This window comes from Lysinibacillus sp. EB106-09-02-XG168 (assembly GCF_058791475.1).
In genome coordinates this window covers 266,385-284,706 of record NZ_JBYTDN010000003.1, presented here as the reverse complement: position 1 = coordinate 284,706, position 18,322 = coordinate 266,385, and the positions used below count along the sequence as shown (strand labels likewise).

16 protein-coding genes and 1 other annotated feature are annotated in these 18,322 nt (G+C 36.6%); of the genes, 4 read left to right on the top strand and 12 right to left on the bottom strand.

What is annotated here, in order from left to right:
• Positions 1–295 precede the first annotated feature (295 nt).
• The gene (locus tag AC3WSO_RS02525) at positions 296–1,264 is read right to left on the bottom strand and encodes a quinone oxidoreductase family protein (protein WP_492528436.1); all 969 of its coding nucleotides are present in this window, start codon (positions 1,262–1,264) and stop codon (positions 296–298) included.
• A 395-nt stretch (positions 1,265–1,659) separates the two neighbouring features.
• On the opposite strand from AC3WSO_RS02525, the gene AC3WSO_RS02520 reads away from it, so the two are divergent.
• Positions 1,660–1,854, top strand: a complete 195-nt coding sequence (locus AC3WSO_RS02520) for a hypothetical protein (protein ID WP_492528434.1) — start codon at positions 1,660–1,662, stop codon at positions 1,852–1,854.
• 89 nt (positions 1,855–1,943) lie between these two features.
• Positions 1,944–2,209 (top strand) — a binding site (T-box leader).
• A gap of 69 nt (positions 2,210–2,278) precedes the next feature.
• Positions 2,279–3,520 carry an MFS transporter gene (locus tag AC3WSO_RS02515; RefSeq protein ID WP_492528432.1) on the top strand — a complete coding sequence of 414 codons (1,242 nt, stop codon included), beginning with the start codon at positions 2,279–2,281 and terminating at the stop codon, positions 3,518–3,520.
• 166 nt (positions 3,521–3,686) lie between these two features.
• Here the strand turns inward: AC3WSO_RS02515 and AC3WSO_RS02510 are convergent, their stop codons facing one another.
• The 4 genes from AC3WSO_RS02510 to AC3WSO_RS02495 form a co-directional block, all read right to left on the bottom strand.
• Entirely contained in the window at positions 3,687–4,640 is a 954-nt protein-coding gene (locus AC3WSO_RS02510) for a methyl-accepting chemotaxis protein (RefSeq protein WP_492528430.1), read from the bottom strand.
• A gap of 213 nt (positions 4,641–4,853) precedes the next feature.
• On the bottom strand, positions 4,854–6,038 hold the full coding sequence (locus AC3WSO_RS02505) for an NAD(P)/FAD-dependent oxidoreductase (protein ID WP_349661596.1): 1,185 nt from the start codon (positions 6,036–6,038) through the stop codon (positions 4,854–4,856).
• Between the two features lie 50 nt (positions 6,039–6,088).
• Positions 6,089–6,517 carry a helical membrane plugin domain-containing protein gene (locus tag AC3WSO_RS02500; RefSeq protein ID WP_079563022.1) on the bottom strand — a complete coding sequence of 143 codons (429 nt, stop codon included), beginning with the start codon at positions 6,515–6,517 and terminating at the stop codon, positions 6,089–6,091.
• A 463-nt stretch (positions 6,518–6,980) separates the two neighbouring features.
• Complete coding sequence (locus tag AC3WSO_RS02495; RefSeq protein WP_492528428.1) at positions 6,981–7,598, bottom strand: TetR/AcrR family transcriptional regulator; 618 nt, start codon at positions 7,596–7,598, stop codon at positions 6,981–6,983.
• A 127-nt stretch (positions 7,599–7,725) separates the two neighbouring features.
• Between AC3WSO_RS02495 and AC3WSO_RS02490 the strand changes: the two genes are divergently transcribed.
• Positions 7,726–9,912 (top strand): MMPL family transporter, encoded by a 2,187-nt coding sequence (locus AC3WSO_RS02490; protein WP_492528426.1) that lies wholly within the window; start codon positions 7,726–7,728, stop codon positions 9,910–9,912.
• A 194-nt stretch (positions 9,913–10,106) separates the two neighbouring features.
• Here AC3WSO_RS02490 and AC3WSO_RS02485 read toward each other — a convergent pair whose 3' ends face one another.
• Complete coding sequence (locus AC3WSO_RS02485; protein ID WP_492528424.1) at positions 10,107–11,621, bottom strand: DHA2 family efflux MFS transporter permease subunit; 1,515 nt, start codon at positions 11,619–11,621, stop codon at positions 10,107–10,109.
• Positions 11,622–11,780: 159 nt separating this feature from the next.
• On the opposite strand from AC3WSO_RS02485, the gene AC3WSO_RS02480 reads away from it, so the two are divergent.
• On the top strand, positions 11,781–12,686 hold the full coding sequence (locus AC3WSO_RS02480; RefSeq protein ID WP_492528422.1) for a TetR/AcrR family transcriptional regulator: 906 nt from the start codon (positions 11,781–11,783) through the stop codon (positions 12,684–12,686).
• 206 nt (positions 12,687–12,892) lie between these two features.
• Here the strand turns inward: AC3WSO_RS02480 and cydS are convergent, their stop codons facing one another.
• The 6 genes from cydS to AC3WSO_RS02450 form a co-directional block, all read right to left on the bottom strand.
• On the bottom strand, positions 12,893–12,991 hold the full coding sequence (gene cydS, locus AC3WSO_RS02475) for a cytochrome bd oxidase small subunit CydS family protein (RefSeq protein WP_386829881.1): 99 nt from the start codon (positions 12,989–12,991) through the stop codon (positions 12,893–12,895).
• Positions 12,992–13,002: 11 nt separating this feature from the next.
• Positions 13,003–14,031, bottom strand: coding sequence for a cytochrome d ubiquinol oxidase subunit II (locus AC3WSO_RS02470; RefSeq protein WP_492528420.1), 1,029 nt, complete (start codon positions 14,029–14,031; stop codon positions 13,003–13,005).
• Positions 14,028–15,371: a cytochrome ubiquinol oxidase subunit I gene (locus AC3WSO_RS02465; protein ID WP_492528418.1), complete on the bottom strand. Its 1,344-nt coding sequence runs from the start codon at positions 15,369–15,371 to the stop codon at positions 14,028–14,030. The genes AC3WSO_RS02470 and AC3WSO_RS02465 overlap by 4 nt, the downstream gene beginning before the upstream one ends.
• Positions 15,372–15,500: 129 nt before the next feature.
• On the bottom strand, positions 15,501–16,277 hold the full coding sequence (locus AC3WSO_RS02460; protein ID WP_492528416.1) for a sulfite exporter TauE/SafE family protein: 777 nt from the start codon (positions 16,275–16,277) through the stop codon (positions 15,501–15,503).
• 382 nt (positions 16,278–16,659) lie between these two features.
• On the bottom strand, positions 16,660–17,292 hold the full coding sequence (locus AC3WSO_RS02455; RefSeq protein WP_492528414.1) for a response regulator: 633 nt from the start codon (positions 17,290–17,292) through the stop codon (positions 16,660–16,662).
• Complete coding sequence (locus AC3WSO_RS02450) at positions 17,289–18,320, bottom strand: PAS domain-containing sensor histidine kinase (protein WP_492528412.1); 1,032 nt, start codon at positions 18,318–18,320, stop codon at positions 17,289–17,291. The genes AC3WSO_RS02455 and AC3WSO_RS02450 overlap by 4 nt, the downstream gene beginning before the upstream one ends.
• Between the last annotated feature and the right edge of the window lie 2 nt (positions 18,321–18,322).

Genomic DNA, 18,322 nt, shown 5'->3' with positions numbered 1-18,322 from the left:
AACCTAAAACAAATAACGATATCAAAATAAGGTAGAGAAAGACAAAAATCTATATAATAATACCTCATTTTAACAATTGTTTAAAGGAAATTCCTGTTTGTTGTCGAAAAGTGAAGGGAGTTTTAATTAGGATTATACCTATAAATAAAGTGGTAATTCTTAGAAACAAATATAAGAATTTTTACTAGTTTGATTTGGGATCATCCACTCACAACAATGCTTTCGAGCTACAGGCTTTAAAATAAAAGTAACCTCTGTATAACGTGTTGGTCACTATACAGAGGTTACTTTTATTTTATATTTTAATTAAAATTTTCCCTTGATGCTGACGACTTTCCATCAAATCATGCGCTTTCCGCATGTCTTCTAATGCAAATATATTTGCAATTGGTACTTGGAATTTTTCATCCTTCAATAATGCAAATATCTCCTGTGCAACTTGTTGTAGCATTTCAGGCTTAGAAGCTCGAGTCGTTCCAAGGCTAAAGCCTTTCACATTGCGGCAGCTACTATGTAAATCAGATGTTTTTATATTCCCAGCTTTACCACCGCTATTTCCAAATTGCACGAGCGTACCAAACGGAGCTAAACAGTTAAAACTCTCTTCCGTAACACTACCGGCAATGGAGTCAAAAATAATGTTAACACCATGACCATCCGTATATTCATTGACTTGCGCATTAAAATTATCGTATGTCAGTACATGATGTGCACCTAGTTCATAGGCAATTGTCGCTTTTTTCATATCACTGACTGTGCCAATAATATTTTTAGCACCTAGCTTTTTCGCCATTTGAATAAGCATTGTCCCTGCCCCGCCAGATGCAGCATGAATTAGTACGCTATCGTTTGTACGAATTGGAGCAATTTGATGTGTTAAGAGGTAGGATAAAAACAAAACCGTTGGCACAGCGGCTGCCTTCTCCAAAGAGACATCATTTGGAACTTTGAAGACAAGCTGCTCTTTCGCTACCACATATTCTGCATATGCTCCATCTTTCGGGAATGCAATAACGACATCACCAGCTTTTAATGCACTATTTTCATCGAAAACCTCTTCAACTACACCAGCTACATCTAAACCGAGTATCATTGGAAAATTTGCTTTTGCTTTATTACCTGTTCTATTTTTAATATCGGCAAAATTCACACTCGTATATGTCGTACGTATTAATACTTCCCCTGCTGAAATAGTCGGCTTTGGACATTCTACGTACTTTAAAACATCAGAAGTACCAAACTCATTAATAATCACAGCCTTCATAAATTTCTCCCCCCTTGTTATAGTTAGATTATAAAATAAAAAAGTAATAAGTGGATGTATTTCCATGAAAATCAAACTAAAAAAAGAACAATACAAACAATATTCCATACAATTACTGTGATAAAGAAAGTGATAGGGTGTGCTTCATGTTCTCTGACACTGGCTATACGTATGAAAAACCACTTCTATATTATTCTACTGAGCTGATGCTGGAGCTTGGCTATGATGTAGTACAAGTATGCTATACGTTTGATTCGCAATAACTTGAACAGGAGCATAGGAAAATCACTCGGAACATTACCGATCAAGGTTTTTATTTACAGCGGGTGTCATCTGTTCCTTCTCGTTATGTACTTTTGACACCCCTATTGTCACTTGATCATGTGATGAAAAATTTGCTTGGAAAGCAGGCATTTTTAGCAATCGGTACTGCTGACCCTCATTTTTCTAAAGAAAGATTAGGACTACTTTCTTCATTTGAGCTTACTATTGTAGAGAATGCTGACCATTCTCTTGAAATAAAAAATACAGTAGAGTCAGTGATTCTTTGCCAATCACTTTTAACAGAGCTTACAACCTATCTTCAATAAGAATATCGGAATCATTTCTTAATTTATCGTAACGTTTTGAAAATTACCAAAAATACTTTACCATAATTAGAAACATATGCTACACTATCAAAAATACATTGAAGAGAAGAGTAAATAAGGCTGTTCTTCCCAGAGAGCTCGGAGTTGCTGAAAACGAGTAAGAACGAATTATTGAAACAAGCCTCGGAGTAGCGCATTGGATTTCTGTTTGAATGATGGTGCGACGGGAACTCCCGTTACAGAGAAACAGTATAAGCATACATATTTATGCCGTACTGAAAAGGCTATTATGGTGACATAGTAGTGAACTAGGGTGGCACCACGTGAGTATAAATTCCACAATCTCGTCCCTAAGACAAATCGTCTTGGGGGTGGGATTTTTTTGTTTTAGTTACTTGTCATAACTACAAGGGGAGGAATTTATATGGGCGTGAATAAATTAATTGAAACGTGGCGTTATCCGGTTATATTATTGTTTAGTATTGGTGTTTCCAGCGTCGGAAGCTGGATATATTTTATAGCTTTAAATCTAATTGTTTTAAACCTTACAGGATCCGCTATCGCTGTGTCTGGCTTATATATCGTTAGGGCTTTATCCAAACTTTTCACCAGTTTTTGGTCAGGTAGTTTGATAGATCGTTTAAATAAAAAACATCTCATGATTGTTCTCAACCTTTTCGAATCTTTACTAATTGTCACACTACCTTTCTTCTCTACTTTGACTTGGATATATTTCATGGTCTTTGTTATCACAATAGCTAGCTCTATGTATCATCCGACTTCCATGACCTACATTACGAAATTGATACCAGCGAAACAAAGAAAACGTTTTAACTCGCTTCGTAGCTTACTTGATTCCGGCGCATTCGTAACTGGTCCAGCTATTGCAGGACTGCTATTTACGATTGGATCGCCTAATATGGCAATTTACTTGAATGCTATTGCTTTATTTTTATCAGCTTGTATTACATTTAAAATGCCTAATATTGAGGCTAATCAACAATTGGCAAATAAAGCTGATGCGAAATTTTCCTACAAGGTTTTATTCAGTGATTGGAAGCTTGTTATAAGATTTAGCCTTAAAAACCCTTATATTATGACGGTCTATCTTTTATTTAGTGCAATGATTGTCATGATGACAGCGACAGATTCTTTAGAAGCTGCTTTTGCTACTCAAGTACTATCACTATCCGAAGGTGAATACGGAGTTTTGGTGGGCATAGCAGGTGCTGGAGTATTAGTTGGTTCTTTAATGAATACAGCCATCGTTGAAAAAATACCAACTGCTTGGCTTATAGGTTTGGGGTCATTAATAACAGCATTAGGCTATTTAATTTTCACCTCCTCTTATACATTTCTTATCGCTTCTTTAGGATGCTTTACTTTGTCCTTTGCGATGGCCTTTGCCAATACGGGCTTCTATACGTTTTATCAAAATAATATTCCTGTCGATAGCATGGGGAGAATAGGCAGTATTTATGGTTTTGCAGAAGCCTTGTTCATTATTATCATCACTGCCGTCATTGGGGTTGCCGCTGAAATTATATCTATACGATATGTTGTTGTATGTGCAGCCATTATTATGTTTGTGGTAGCGTTTGTACTGCTAATTTTTAATGTTCAACCTTCAAAAGCAAGATTCTATTCAAATATTTCTAAGCTTTAGAGAAGCACCTTGATAATAGTTCGGAAAAAACCCTTCTTCGCCCATGAATTTGATACGCAAATCAGCACACTAAGAATAGATAAAGACAACTTCTTGTTTGTATACAAGAAGTTGTTTTTTTGAAGTTTCAACAATAAAAATCATATGTTGTAACGTTCGTCTACCATTAATAAGTAGTTGGAAAGCATTTTACTTTATCTACTGCTTCCAATAATTTTTGTGTCACAACTTCCGATTCATCTATATGATCTGTCAGTACTTTATTTGTCTCGTCAAATAAAATCGTTGTAGTATTAAATTTATTCATAACATCTTCATTTGAAATTTTTTGACTTTTGATAAAATCAAGCAGTTCACTCACCTCACCTTGAACATTTGTAATCATCAGCAATAATGCATTTATTTGTTCAGAGGTTTCGGTACTCTTTTTTATGCCTTCTGTAACTAACTGCATATTGATCTTATTATCTTCATAGGCTTCTGAAATTTGCTCTTCTATTTTTTTCGTAAGATTGGTTATATCCTCTGTGCTAGTTTTTGTATTTTCTGCTAGTTTTCTTACTTCCTCGGCAACAACTGAAAACCCTTTTCCATGCTCGCCCGCTCTAGCTGCTTCTATTGACGCATTTAACGCAAGTAAATTGGTTTGATTGGAAATATCACTAATAACTTTCACAATTTCTGTAATTTGTTTAGAACGATCACTTAATTGGTTCATACTCGATGAAGTTTTTTGGGATTGTTCACCTAGAGAATCGATTAAATACTCCACTTCTTGGACAGCTTGTTTACTTTCAATTGAAAGTGTCACCATCTCATCTGATGAAGTAATTAGAGAATTACCTTTTTCAAGTGCATTTTCAGATATCGTGTTAGAGTGAATTGTGCTATCTTCTACTTTATTAAATTCCTCTAGAATTTTGGAAACCATTTTCCCTAAAACTACATGTTGATTATTGACTATATCATGTTGTTCAATAGTCGAAATAAGTTCTTTATGTAAGTCATTTAAAAATATTTGGAATTCATGATCCTTTTTATCAAGCTTTGCATTAAGCTCATCTATTTTTATCTTAAATTGCTCTATATCCTCTTTTTTTGATTGAAACATCGTTAACATAACTTATCACCTCTAGATAAATTTTCTTATATAACATGTATAAATTTTACTTGTTTTATAACGATTAATAAAGCAAATAACAAATTTATCCGGTTTTGTTTAAGAGATATTGCTACTTTCTTCACAATTCCACAGAAATACCTCAAATATAAAACCACCCTCACAGCAGACATTGTCCATTGCAAAAGTGGTTTTAATTGGAAAAAATATAAATTAATATGCTAAGCCGAATAGCGCTTTAATGTGTGTAAGATAGCGAATGTTAGACGCTTCTTTCATAAGTGTTGCAGGAAGGCCTTTAAGTTGTGTGTTGCTAGCACCGATCGTCGCAACAGCATCTTTACGACCTAAGCTTGCAAGTGTACCTGAGTTAATTGCAGAGAAAGGCTTCATTTCTTGGTTTTTGTATTGTGCGAATAAGTTGTATCCAGCGCACTCACCCATTTGCCATGCAACTTGTGCAGTTGGTGCGTATAGCGGACGTCCGCCATCAGCTGGTAATGCTACAGATGCATCACCGATTACGAATACATCATCATGAGATGTAGATTGTAAGAATTCGTTAATCGTAGCTTTACCGCGGTCTGCTGCAAGACCAGACTCGCCTACGATTGGAAGTGGAGCTACCCCACCTGTCCAAATAAGCGTATTGGCAACGATTGGTTCGCGATCTTTAAGAGAGATGACATTACCATCAACACCTGTTACAGGCGTGCTAGTAATGAATTCAACGCCACGTTTTGTTAAGCTTTCAGTAGCGCGTTGGATAAGTACATCCGGAAGTACTGGTAAGATCTTTGGACCAGCTTCAACAAGTTTAATTTTAAGGTCAGCAAAGTTAACACCGTGTTTTGCTGCGATTTTCGGGAAGTTGTCCACGATTTCACCAACAAGCTCTACACCTGTTAAACCGCCACCACCGATAACGATTGTTGCATCTGCTTCGTCTTTTGTTTGTGCATATGCTTTAATACGATCTTCGATATGTTTGTTAATTTTGTTTGCTTCGTTCACTGATTTAAGTACCATTGAGTTTTCTTCTAATCCTGGGATACCGAAGAATCCAGTTTGGCTACCTAAAGATACTACTAAAGTATCGTAATTTAAAGTATAACCAGTATCTAGGTCAACTTTTTTACTGTCTACGTTGAATTTTGTAACTTTAGCGATTTGTAAATCGATATCTAAACCTTTAAAGATTTTTTTAAGTGGTAAAGCAACAGCACCTTCAGCAATAGTACCACCAGCTAAACGGTGAAGTTCAGTGATGATTTGGTGTGTTGGGAATTGGTTTACTACAGTAATTTTAGCTTCATCAGCTGATAGATACTTACGTGCTGTTAATGCAGTTAAAACGCCAGCGTAACCAGCACCTAAGATGACGATTTCTTTTGACATGATTAATTAATCCTCCGTCCGTACGTTTTGAATATATCTCGAGTCGAGTCTTATTTAGCTTTACGTTCAGCGCTTACTTGTAAGAAAGCATTAACAAAACGGAAAACACCTTGAACTTGTGGGTCTTTTAACATTTTCATAAGACCGAATAAACCAATTACTTCTTGGCTTTCAGACGCACGGTCTTTCGCTTCAATTGCAGTAGCTGCAAGATTTTTAGCTGAGCCTACTACTGGGCCTGCCATTTCTGTTACCGCACCAACAGTATCATTTTTCAGTACTTCGTCAGTTGCAACAGCTTGAGCAAACTCATATGATTTTGTTAATAGCGTCATCATTTCAGTTAACTTTGGTAATTGTTCAACTAAAGTTGTAAGTGATTCCTGAACCTCAGGCTTTAATAATTGATCTAGCACATCCAATTGTTCTTGACTCACAGTTAATTGTTCAGACTGTGTTTGGTTATTCGTTTCTGACATTTTGAACTCTCCTTTGCCATCACTATCACTATTTTAATTTTTATTGCTTCCATGTAAAAAAGACCATTAAGGCACTTCTTAACAGTCGTTACAGCGCTTATATCTTACAAATCACCAGTCTCAAGAACTGGATAGCAATTCGTATAATTTGTTATTACAATGTTAACTTTATTTTGCAAAAAGCGCATCATAATTCCATCCTATCTTGTCTTGGTGGTGACGTTACAACCTCCATTATAAGGTTGTTTGTATATTATTTCAATGAGCTAAATCACAATTTCGACAATCTTTTCAAAATTCATTGATTTGTAACTATATATTTGTAATTAAGTTTGCTTTGTATCCCAAATACAACATTTTTAATCTCAAATTTATTAAAATACCTCTGATCTAAGCTTCCCCTAAATTGATTGTGTAATACTTATTTTATTTTCAGCATTAATACTACATAAAATGAAAGAAATCATTTTTCAACAGATTTCCAGAAAAAGTCTATAATTTCTCTCGCGGCCATAGCTTCTGATTGAAATATCCTTTTCCCTTCCCCATCTTTAACGTAGCCTACTGACATTAAAGCCATAAACGAATGGGCAAAAAAAGTAGCATTCCCCTTTCGAATCGTGCCTAGTTGCATTTCTAACTGCATCGCATGCTCTATCGTTTTATACATATTATTTTCTGATGCTTGCACTTCTTTTAACTGAGATTTCGATAAATTAATTGTCGCTTCTCTCATAAAATTTTTCATATCAATATCTACAGTGGCCGATAAATGAATTTCAACAAGCTTCTCCAACCGATCTTTAAATGATATTGACTCCTCCAATATCTGTAAAATAGAAAGTTTGATTTGATCCATCATTGCCAGCAACGCTGATGTATATAAATCCCCTTTAGTCGGGTAATAGTAATAGATAGTAGCCTTTGTAACGTTACAAGCTTTTGCTACATCAGCCATCGAAATATTTTTATAGCCTTCTTTGATAAAAAGCCTTGTTGCCGTTTCAAGAACAATATCTTTTTTTGGTTTCGCATTCTCATCATGGCGAGGTCTTCCGAGAACACGCGGTGACTGCTTCAACAAGTTCGCCCCCTTATAAAGGATTCATTTTAGACATAGTATAGCATATAATTTTTTTACAATTGATTAATTAACCTTCCGGTATATATAATTAAAATTACTTACATGAAACGGAGGAGGTCTTTAAATGAAAAAGCACCCACTAGAGCAATGGGGCTCAATGGTAACAAGTAAAAAAGGGCGTTTTTTAGCCCTTGCCCTTTGGATTTCACTTGTTGTTGTACTGTCATTTACCTGGCCACAGATTAATAGTATCAAGAGTGAATCTAGTAAAAATTTACCCGAAAGTGAAATGTCTCAGCAGGCAGCAACTATTATTGCAGAACAATTTCCGAATGATGCAGGTACACCATTATTACTCGTCTGGCATCGAGATAGCGGGCTAACTACTGATGATTTTGTTGCTATCCAAAGAGTTTATGGAGAGCTTAAAGCTAAACCTTTAGCAAATCAAACTGTTATTCCACCATATGATAACATGCCACCTCAAGCCTTTTTAGCGTCTGCATCTGACAATGGCACAACAATTGTAACTCCTGTTTTCTTTGAAAAAGGCGTGACTACGGATGCGTTGCGAGAGAGTTTAAAGACATTAACAAAAACAATGGATAAGTATAATATCCAACTAGATAAAGACTTAGTTAGTGACAATCTTCATGTGCGTTATTCTGGACCGGTTGGTATCGCTACGGATGCTGTTGGCTTATTCTCCCAAGCTGATGTTAAATTACTAATTGCGACAGTGCTCCTTGTTTTAGTATTACTAATTATTATTTATCGTTCACCGTTATTAGCCATTATTCCATTAATTGTTGTTGCTCTTGCCTACGTCGTTATAAGTCCAACGCTCGGTTTTTTCGCTGATCATGGATGGGTCGATAAGGACTCGCAAGCTGTCTCTATTATGACTGTATTACTCTTTGGAGCAGGTACAGACTATTGTTTATTTTTAATATCAAAGTATCGAGAGATATTATTTCATATTGAAGATAAGACTACTGCCATGAAGCTTACTATAAAGGAGTCTGGCGGTGCGATTATGATGAGTGCATTAACGGTTGTTATCGGTTTAGCTACTCTTAGCCTTGCCCATTATGGTGCATTCCAACGCTTTGCAATTCCGTTTAGCTTTGGTGTACTGGTGATGGGTGTTGCAGCGTTAGTTGTACTTCCAGCAATTCTTGTTATTATAGGTCGCGTTGCCTTCTTCCCATTCATACCACGAACAGAGGATATGGCTAATAAAAAAGGAAAAAAACAGCACAAACCAACACATAAAATAAGCCGCACAATCGGGCGCACTGTAACGCATAAACCATGGGTGGTCATTGTTGTCACTTTACTGTTCCTTGGTGGGTTAGCAGCATTCGTACCACGTATTCAGTATACTTTTGATCTATTATCATCATTTCCTGAGAATATGCCATCCCGCGAAGGCTTTAATTTAATAGAAGAAAATTTTTCACCTGGGGAATTAGCTCCAGTTCAGCTCGTCATTGATACTGAGGGTATAGATATCCGCTTGCAGCAGCAATTAGCTGAAATCTCTTATATTGATAGTGTTGCAGATCGCCGAATTGGAGAGAAAAATAATACTATCCAATTGTACGAGATTTCTTTAAACGCGAATCCTTATGCTAAGGAATCGTTAGCTCATATTCCAGAGCTTAAAGCAGCGGTTATAAAAATGCTTGAGGATGAAGGTATAAAAGATGCAGATAAACATATTTGGATTGGCGGCGAAACAGCTAGTCAATATGATACACAGCAATTAACTGTACGCGATGAAACTGTTATTATGCCAACAATGATTGCTTTAATTGCTTTATTATTATTCATTTATCTACGTTCCATAACAGCTACTGTTTACTTATTAGCAACAGTTATTATTTCTTATTTCGGGGCACTTGGTGCAGGTTGGCTAATTTTACACCATGTAATGGGGGCAGATGCCATTTCAGGAGCAATTCCACTCTATGCATTTGTATTTTTAGTGGCTCTTGGGGAAGATTATAACATCTTTATGATTTCGGAAATTTGGAAAAAACGCAGAACAGTGGATCATTTAACAGCTATTGAGGAAGGTGTCGTACGAACAGGAAGCGTTATTACATCTGCTGGTCTAATTTTAGCTGGAACATTCGCTGTCCTTGCTACCTTACCTATTCAAGTACTTGTTCAGTTCGGTGTCGTTACGGCAATTGGCGTGTTGCTTGATACATTCATTGTACGTCCATTGCTGGTACCTGCTATTACTACTGTTCTCGGTAAATATGCGTTTTGGCCAGGAGCATTATTTAAAAACAATGATTAGAATAATTGGCACGGACATTAGCGCAAAAAGTTAGGATATTTTAAAATATCCATCCACCCTTTAACTTTTGCTAATATCCGTGCTATTTTGATTCCCATACAACGATACGTATTGCTATAATGCATCAAAAAAACTCCCCTTCGATAAACAGATATTTTTCATCCGTCTACCTTAGGGAGCATATCAACTCATTATTATTTAGTTGTTTTTTTCAAATCCATTGAAGCCGCTGCGCTTTCAACTTTAACGCGTTTTAAGAAGAACGCAAGTACAAGTGCAAGAACGGTAATACAAGCCGCAATGAAGAATGAGTGTGTAATACCATCTAATAAAGCCGTTTGTTTAATCTGATCCAGCATTTGTTGCATTTGTTCTGGTGTTGATGCAACACCTGATTGCGCTGCATTGGCTTTTGCTTCTGCAATTAATTCTTCAGCTTTTGCTTTTGTACGGTTATTCATGAACGTTACCATCACGGCACTACCAATTGCCCCTGCTACTTGCTGTACAGTGTTATTAATTGCTGTACCGTGCGGGTTCATCATTTGTGGTAATTGGTTTAAACCGTTTGTCATAATTGGCATCATAACCATTGACAAACCAAACATACGAATTGTGTACAATGACACAATAAATGTATAGCTTGAATCTATTTCTAACTTTGTTAAACCGAATGACGCAATCGTTGTAATCGTTAAACCGATAATCGCTAGTACACGCGGTCCAAATTTATCGAATAGTTTCCCTGTAATCGGCGACATAATGCCCATTGCAAGTGCCCCAGGAAGCATCATTAAGCCCGCCTCGAATGGTTCAATCCCACGAATTGATTGTACGTAAGCAGGTGTTAAAATCATCCCAGAAAACATAGCCATTGAGACGATAACCGAGATAGCTGATCCCAACGCAAACATTGGATATTTATATATACGTAATTCTAGCAAAGGCTGTTCCATACGTAATTGTTTAAATATGAAGATGATTAAAGCAAGTAGACCAACTGAAATTGTGCCATATACCCAAGGACTTGACCAGCCTTTATCCCCTGCCGTACTGAAACCATATAGAATACCACCGAATGCAATTGTAGATAATAGCACTGATGGGACATCTAAATGTACTTCACGTGTATCCATCACGTTTTCTAATTTCCAAATACCAAATAATAAACTAATGACAGCAAATGGAATAATCATTTGGAATAGCATACGCCAATCGTGATGCTCAACAATATATCCTGATAATGTAGGCCCGATCGCTGGTGCAGAAATCATCACTAAACCGAAAATACCCATTGCTGCTCCGCGTTTTTCTTTTGGGAAACTAATGAGCATTACATTCATTAGAAGTGGTGACATACTTGCAGCCCCTGCTGCTTGCACCATACGACCTGCTAAAAGTGTACCGAAGTTAGGTGCAAATCCAGCCATAGCCGTACCAATTGTAAAGACTGACATCGCTACAATAAATAAATGTCTATTTTTAAAGCGCGTTACAAAGAATGCTGAAGCAGGTACTAAAATACCACTTACAAGCATATAGCCTGTTGCGAGCCATTGTACGGATGAATACGTTATACCAAAATCTTTCATGATTGTTGGTAATGCAACATTTAACAATGTGTTGTTTAGAAAAGCAACAAAAGCACCCACAAATAAAATACTAATCATGCCATAGGGGGGCTTTTTCAATGTTTGCTCACTATTCATTTATATCCCTCAATTCTTTCTTGTTATTTTCGATAAAACTTATTTTATACTCGCAGTCTATTTTTTTCAACAATTAAGTCTATAAAATTTAAAAAACATTGATATATAAGCGTTTTCAATATAGAATAAGAGTATAATATTTTTTAAAAAGGTGAGGTTATGAACAAAAGAAAAAGACAAATTATCACTGCTGCCCGTGCTCTTTTTATCGAAAAAGGATTCGTGGATGCATCGATGAACGACATCATTAGTGCAGCAAAAATTTCAAAGGGCACATTTTATAATCATTTTTCTTCTAAAAATGAATGTTTAATCGCCATATTAGACGAAGGACGCGAAGAGGCAAGTAATCGCCGCCACGAACTTCTTTATGGTAAAGATCCTACTGATTTAGAAGTATTAACACAGCAAGTTGCAGTACTCATGTATGTCAATCGAGAACATAATTTAATTCAAATTTTTGAATCGATTTTTCACTCCAAGGATATCGAATTAAAAAAAATAATTTTAAACTATTATTTACAAGAGTTGGAGTGGCTCGCCAATCGACTTGTGCAAGTTTTTGGAGAAGAAATTAGTCCAATTAGCTATGAATGCGCCGTGCAGACACTTGGTATGATTAACCTTACATTACGCGCAGTCTTAATTGCTGACTATAAATATATAAATCGAGAAGCCATTGTACGTGTAGCATTACGCAATATTAGCGTAATTATACCTGTTATGCTCGAATCAAAAGAAATCATCATTAGTACAGAAATGATCAATACGATTCAAAATGTCGCGAATTTTAAAACAGTTAATAAGGAAATGGTTATCGAGCAATTAACAGGCTTTAAAAAAGGATTAGCTAAGAACGAAACAGTTGAAGGGTTAGAATACGTGGAATTCTTATTAGAGGAATTACAGCGTGAGAAACCAAAGCTCTTTATTATCGAATCACTTCTTACACCTTTCCGTAAAGCATTCGTTGGAACCGTACACGCCGAAGAGGCACGTGACATCGCTAATAGCTTGTGGCGCTATGTAAAAATTGAGCGACCATCTGAGCGGTGCTTAAAATAACCACATAAACAAAAGGAGCTATATAGAAAGTCAAACATTCATGACTTTCCATCTAGCTCTTTTTTCCAGGCTTTTATGCTATTAAATTAATTTATTATGCGCATTTGATAAATCTATAAGGTAATCTTCGTTACGACTGGGCGACTCCTATGGGATTAGCGATAGAGGAACGGAAATCAACACACATACAATGATGAATACATTTATCACTTAATTTGACGATCTTTCGGTCCTATCCAAAAGCCAACCGCAATGCTAATAGCTACTACAAGAAAAGGTGCATACAAAATAATAAATTGATTCATTATAATTCCCCCTATGCATGGTGATCATGTTTACCGCAAGCATAATCACGATCAAACACAAACCATTTCATTACTAAATATAGTGAAGGGATGAGTAGAACTAATCCTCCAACAAACGCTATCACTAACGCAATTGCCATTGTTTCATTTGTAAAGCTATCATAGACCGACAAATACGGATACAGTAAATACGGATAATGTGAAATACCATAGCCGAAAAATGCAAATCCAAACTGGGCAACCATTAAAAAGACGGCTATGCCATAGTTTTTCTTTTTAAATAAAAGAACTAGTGTTAAAAGAAATAGCACACCTGAAATGGCGAAAAACCACCAAAGACTTAACATATTTTCATAATGCTCAGGCACATGTCCCTTTAACTCCACCATAATCCCTATTACACTTATTACGAGCGGCAAAGACCAACAGAGAGCATATTTTCTCATTAAATTAGAGGCATGTTCATCCCGCGCTCTTTTCCCATACCATGTTAAGAAAACGGCCGAAATATACAAAACTGCCACTATACTTAATAGCACAATAGACCAAGTTAATGGATTCGTGAAAAGTTTAGCAATTTGTAAATGCGGTTCTTCATTTATAATTTTTACAAATCCCCCCTCAGATATCGTTAACACAATAGATAGGGATGCAGGTATAAATAAACCAGTAATTCCGTACATCATTGTATAACCAATATGTCCACCTTTTTCACTGTAGGATTCAAATGCATAATAACTCCCTCTAATTGCTATTAATATTAATGAGATACTGACAGGCACTAGCAAAATTGTGCCGTAATAATAAGCTGTTTGAGGAAAGAAACCTACCATTCCAACAAAGAAAAATACAAGGAAGACATTTGTAATTTCCCACACCGGAGATAAATAGCGTTTAATAACATTGGCAAGTATTTGGTCTTTTCCAATCAAGACACTATACGCATTAAAGAAGCCCGCTCCAAAGTCTATGGACGCAACAATGACATAGCCGAATAGAAATAACCACAGTACTGAAATTCCTAATATTTCCAAACTCATTGCCCTGCACATCCTTCCACTTGCTTATGTTCTTCAATTTCACGTTCAATCGGATTGTTACGGAACATACGAATAAGTACAAGGATACTTCCTACCGCTAATACAATATACAGCCCCGCAAATAGTATTAGCATCGTATCGACTTGGCCACTTGTTGTAGCACCTTCCGCCGTTTTCATATATCCACGAAGTATCCAAGGCTGACGCCCTACTTCCGCAAACCACCAGCCCGCCTCAACAGCAATAAGCGATAGCGGACCACCTGCCACTACTATTCTCTTAAAACTTTTTGAAGAAACTATCATCCATCCTCGCCACTTACCTAGCACATAAATAGCTGCAACGACAATTAGTAAAGTTCCGATGACTACCATGATGTCAAACAAATAATGGATATAGAGTGGCGGCTGTTCATCCTCAGGAAATTGATCTAAACCTTTTACTTCCGCAAAAGGATTATTATGCGCCAATACACTCAATACATACGGTACTTTAATGGCATATTTCACCTCTTTCCCATCTAATACTCCAAATAGCACAAGCGATGCATCCTCTTTTGTTTCAAAATGCCATTCAGCAGCAGCTAATTTTTCTGGTTGATATTCAGCTAAATACTTCCCAGAAAAATCACCTACAATCAGTGCTGCTAGCGAAAACACTAGTCCAAGTTTTAATAAAAGATATAATGCTTTTTTGTGGTACATATGCTTCGATCCTCGCAGCATACGATAAGCTGCAATAGAAGCTAATAAAAATGCTGACGTCATATAAGATGTTACTAATACATGCGCTACCTTCGTTGGCATTGCAGAATTTAGCATTGCTAGTACTGGTTGAATATTTACAAGCTCTCCATCTACAAGATCAAAGCCCTGCGGTGCATTCATAAATGCATTCACAATCGTAATAAAAACGGCCGACATAGAAGCACCAATAGCTACTGGGACCAATAATAATAGATGTCGCTTTGGATTTTTGAATCGATCCCATGTATATAAATAAAGCCCTAAGAATATCGCTTCAACAAAGAACGCGAATGTTTCCATAAACAATGGTAATGCGATTACCTGACCTGCCAACTCCATAAAGTTTGGCCATAGTAGTGATAGCTGTAATCCTATCGCAGTACCTGTGACAACACCAATTGCCACGGTAATCACAAATCCTCTTGCCCATCTTCTTGCGAGTAATAAATAGTGTTCGTCATTATTTTTCAATCCAACCCATTGAGCAATCATAATCATCAAAGGTATACCGACGCCAATTGTTGCGTAAACGATATGGAAAGACAATGTTAACTCTGTTAAGGCCCGACTCCACATTACAGCTGAATCATTCATTTCATTTCATCTCCTAGGCACCAAAAAATCTTCCAATAATTGAAAGAAACATTATCCCTGCTACTAAAAAACTTATAATTATTAGTTTTTTTTCATGTGATTTATAGGCAGCCACTTTTTGTTTTTTCATCATAATAGATCAACCCAAATTTTAATCGCTGTCGCTAAGATGAGTACGGCTAAAATACTTTGCAAAATTTTTGTATTCATTTTTTTACCTACTTTTGCCCCAAGAGGAGCCGCCAGTAAACTTGCCACTATCATAATACCTGCGGAATAGTACTCGACTTGTCCTGTCATTAACTTACCGATTGTTCCACCGATGGATGAGATAAACGTAATGGCTAAACTAGTAGCTATCGTCATGCGTGTTGGAATCCCGAGTACTACAAGCATAATCGGAACAAGTAAGAAACCACCTGCAGCACCAACAATTCCTGAGCCAATCCCAACAATAAATGCTAAAATTGCTGCTAACGGCTTGTTGAAGGTTACTTCCTTCATCGGCTTATCATCAATTTGTTTCTTAGGAATAAACATCATCACAGCTGCAATCAAGGCTAAAATCCCGTATACGACATTCACACCACTTTCAGATAAAAACTGTGATCCGTAGCTCCCGACAAAGCTACCAGCTAAAATGGCTCCTCCCATATATAGAATAAGGGGCTTATTAAGATAGCCACCCTTTCGATATGCCCAAACGCCTGCAATCGAAGCAAAAAACACTTGTACCGCACTAATACCTGAAACTTCATGTGCAGAAAATGCCACTAAGCCAAAAAGTGGTGGAATATATAGTAGCATTGGGTATTTAATGATTGAACCGCCTATCCCCAACATACCGGACACAAAAGATCCAACGAATCCAATCAGGAAAATCACAATTATAAATGTTATATCCACTGTGCTTGCATCTCCTTTTATTTATGTGCTTTCAGTATAGTCCCGCTGTAATTCCAGACATATAGGGGTTTTCCACTATTAGCTTTACTCACTGTGACAATATTGAAAATTATTTTTAAAAAGTAAAAAAGATCACTCATCATTCGAGTGATCCCAACTTGCTGATAAAAATAAATTTAAAATGATGTGTATCAATAAACAAAGGTTGATTTTTACTCCGAGCTGGCCCTTCCCGCGGACTTGGCTTCAATCTATCCCGCAGGAGTCGCCACTCAGCAGCTCCAAGAAAGCGCTAGTAGGAACGTAAATCAACCCATTATTTTATCAAATAGACATATATTACTATAATCGTATTGCACCAAATCCTGACCGCAATACGCTGTTACATATAGTTATTTGCAAGCCCATACTGTATAAGCTCTGCTTTATTACTTAAATCGAGTTTTTGCATAATATTTGATTTATGATTTTCAACCGTTTTACTACTAATATATAGTTGCCCAGCAATTTGGACATTCGTATATCCTAGAACTGTTAACCTCATTATTTCCTGCTCACGCACAGTTAAAATGCATTGTTCTTCATGCCCTTTATGTTCAAACAATTTATTTAGCTGCTCCTGTGGAATACCCACGTCATAATATATACGGCCACTATATACAGCGCGGATAGCCTCATAGAGAACTCCACCTTGACTATTTTTTAAAATATAGCCATGAGCTTCAACAGCAATCGCTTTTTGAATATAAGCAACTTCATTATGCATTGTTAACATAATAATTTTCACGTTAGGCATTTGCTTATGAATCTCTTGAGTAGCCGTAAACCCATCTAACCCATTCGGAATAGATACGTCCATTAAAATGACATCCGGATTTAATGATATTGCCTGAGTGATTGCTTCCGCTCCATCACCCGCTTCACCTACAACCTGCACATCTTTATAATTTTCCAATAAAAGTACAATCCCTTTACGGATTAGCACATGATCATCTACTACTAAAACACGAATCATCTATAGTCATCCTTCCAATTAGGTACTTGAATGCTAATTTTAGTACCTTTATTGTGAGCCGAATTAATATTAAATGATCCCCCTAATAGTGTAATTCGCTCCTCCATATGTTTTAAACCGAGCCCTTCTTTTTTCACGTACTGCAAATCAAACCCTATGCCATTATCTTCTATATAAAGTGATAAATTTGTAGCTTTCTTTTCGAGGCGAATGACGACTTTAGTGGCCTTTGCATATTTAGTAATATTGTGTAAAGCCTCCTGCACGACGCGATAAATATTGATTTCTACAGATGGATGGCACCGTTCTTCAAAATCTGTTTCTAACGATATAGCAATATCAGGATGTACCTTTTGCACTGAATCGACAAGGGTGCTTAACGTAGGTGTAATTCCTAACTGATCTATACTATGGGGGCGAAGCTGATAGGAGTACAATTTAATATCATTCATTACTTGCTCTAGCTCATTGCGTACTTCTTCGATATACGTATTTAGTTTTTCATTGTCTTTGACATAAGATTCAACCGCCTGCAATGCAACAGATATTGTATATAATGATTGGCCAACGCCATCATGTAATTCTTGCGCAAGCCTTTTATGTTCTTCCTCTTTTGCCTCAATCAACTTTTTAATAATCAGCTTTGAAATCCGAGCCTCTTCTTCCTTTAACTGAAGGGTCTGATCGCGCAACACAAGAAGAAACGCTTGCTCGTTACTATCTGTATACATCAGTGCCGTGCTCATTTCAACATCTATCTTACTCCCATGATACGTCGGCATTTTCGATAAAAAATAAGGAACCTCATTATGCTCTATTAAATAACATGTATGTTCTTTTGGAGATTTTTGACGATTTTCGCAAAATGAACAAAAGGGCACTCGATCTCCTAATTCCCATCCCGATAACCGCTTCGCAGAGGGATTCATCATTAAAATTTCACGGTTTTGATTCATTATGATGATGCCATCTTGAATATATTGAAATATTTGCTGTAAATATTTATTTTTCAGTTGTTCTTTCTCCAATC

What these genes read in the sequence shown, in the direction of transcription:
- AC3WSO_RS02500 (WP_079563022.1), bottom strand. Translation starts at nt 6,517, where the DNA reads ATGTCAGAAACGAATAACCAAACACAGTCTGAACAATTAACTGTGAGT.
- AC3WSO_RS02525 (WP_492528436.1), bottom strand. Translation starts at nt 1,264, where the DNA reads ATGAAGGCTGTGATTATTAATGAGTTTGGTACTTCTGATGTTTTAAAG.
- AC3WSO_RS02515 (WP_492528432.1), top strand. Translation starts at nt 2,279, where the DNA reads ATGGGCGTGAATAAATTAATTGAAACGTGGCGTTATCCGGTTATATTA.
- AC3WSO_RS02485 (WP_492528424.1), bottom strand. Translation starts at nt 11,621, where the DNA reads ATGAATAGTGAGCAAACATTGAAAAAGCCCCCCTATGGCATGATTAGT.
- cydS (WP_386829881.1), bottom strand. Translation starts at nt 12,991, where the DNA reads ATGAATCAATTTATTATTTTGTATGCACCTTTTCTTGTAGTAGCTATT.
- AC3WSO_RS02455 (WP_492528414.1), bottom strand. Translation starts at nt 17,292, where the DNA reads ATGATTCGTGTTTTAGTAGTAGATGATCATGTGCTAATCCGTAAAGGG.
- AC3WSO_RS02480 (WP_492528422.1), top strand. Translation starts at nt 11,781, where the DNA reads ATGAACAAAAGAAAAAGACAAATTATCACTGCTGCCCGTGCTCTTTTT.
- AC3WSO_RS02465 (WP_492528418.1), bottom strand. Translation starts at nt 15,371, where the DNA reads ATGAATGATTCAGCTGTAATGTGGAGTCGGGCCTTAACAGAGTTAACA.
- AC3WSO_RS02470 (WP_492528420.1), bottom strand. Translation starts at nt 14,031, where the DNA reads ATGAGTTTGGAAATATTAGGAATTTCAGTACTGTGGTTATTTCTATTC.
- AC3WSO_RS02490 (WP_492528426.1), top strand. Translation starts at nt 7,726, where the DNA reads ATGAAAAAGCACCCACTAGAGCAATGGGGCTCAATGGTAACAAGTAAA.
- AC3WSO_RS02505 (WP_349661596.1), bottom strand. Translation starts at nt 6,038, where the DNA reads ATGTCAAAAGAAATCGTCATCTTAGGTGCTGGTTACGCTGGCGTTTTA.
- AC3WSO_RS02510 (WP_492528430.1), bottom strand. Translation starts at nt 4,640, where the DNA reads ATGTTAACGATGTTTCAATCAAAAAAAGAGGATATAGAGCAATTTAAG.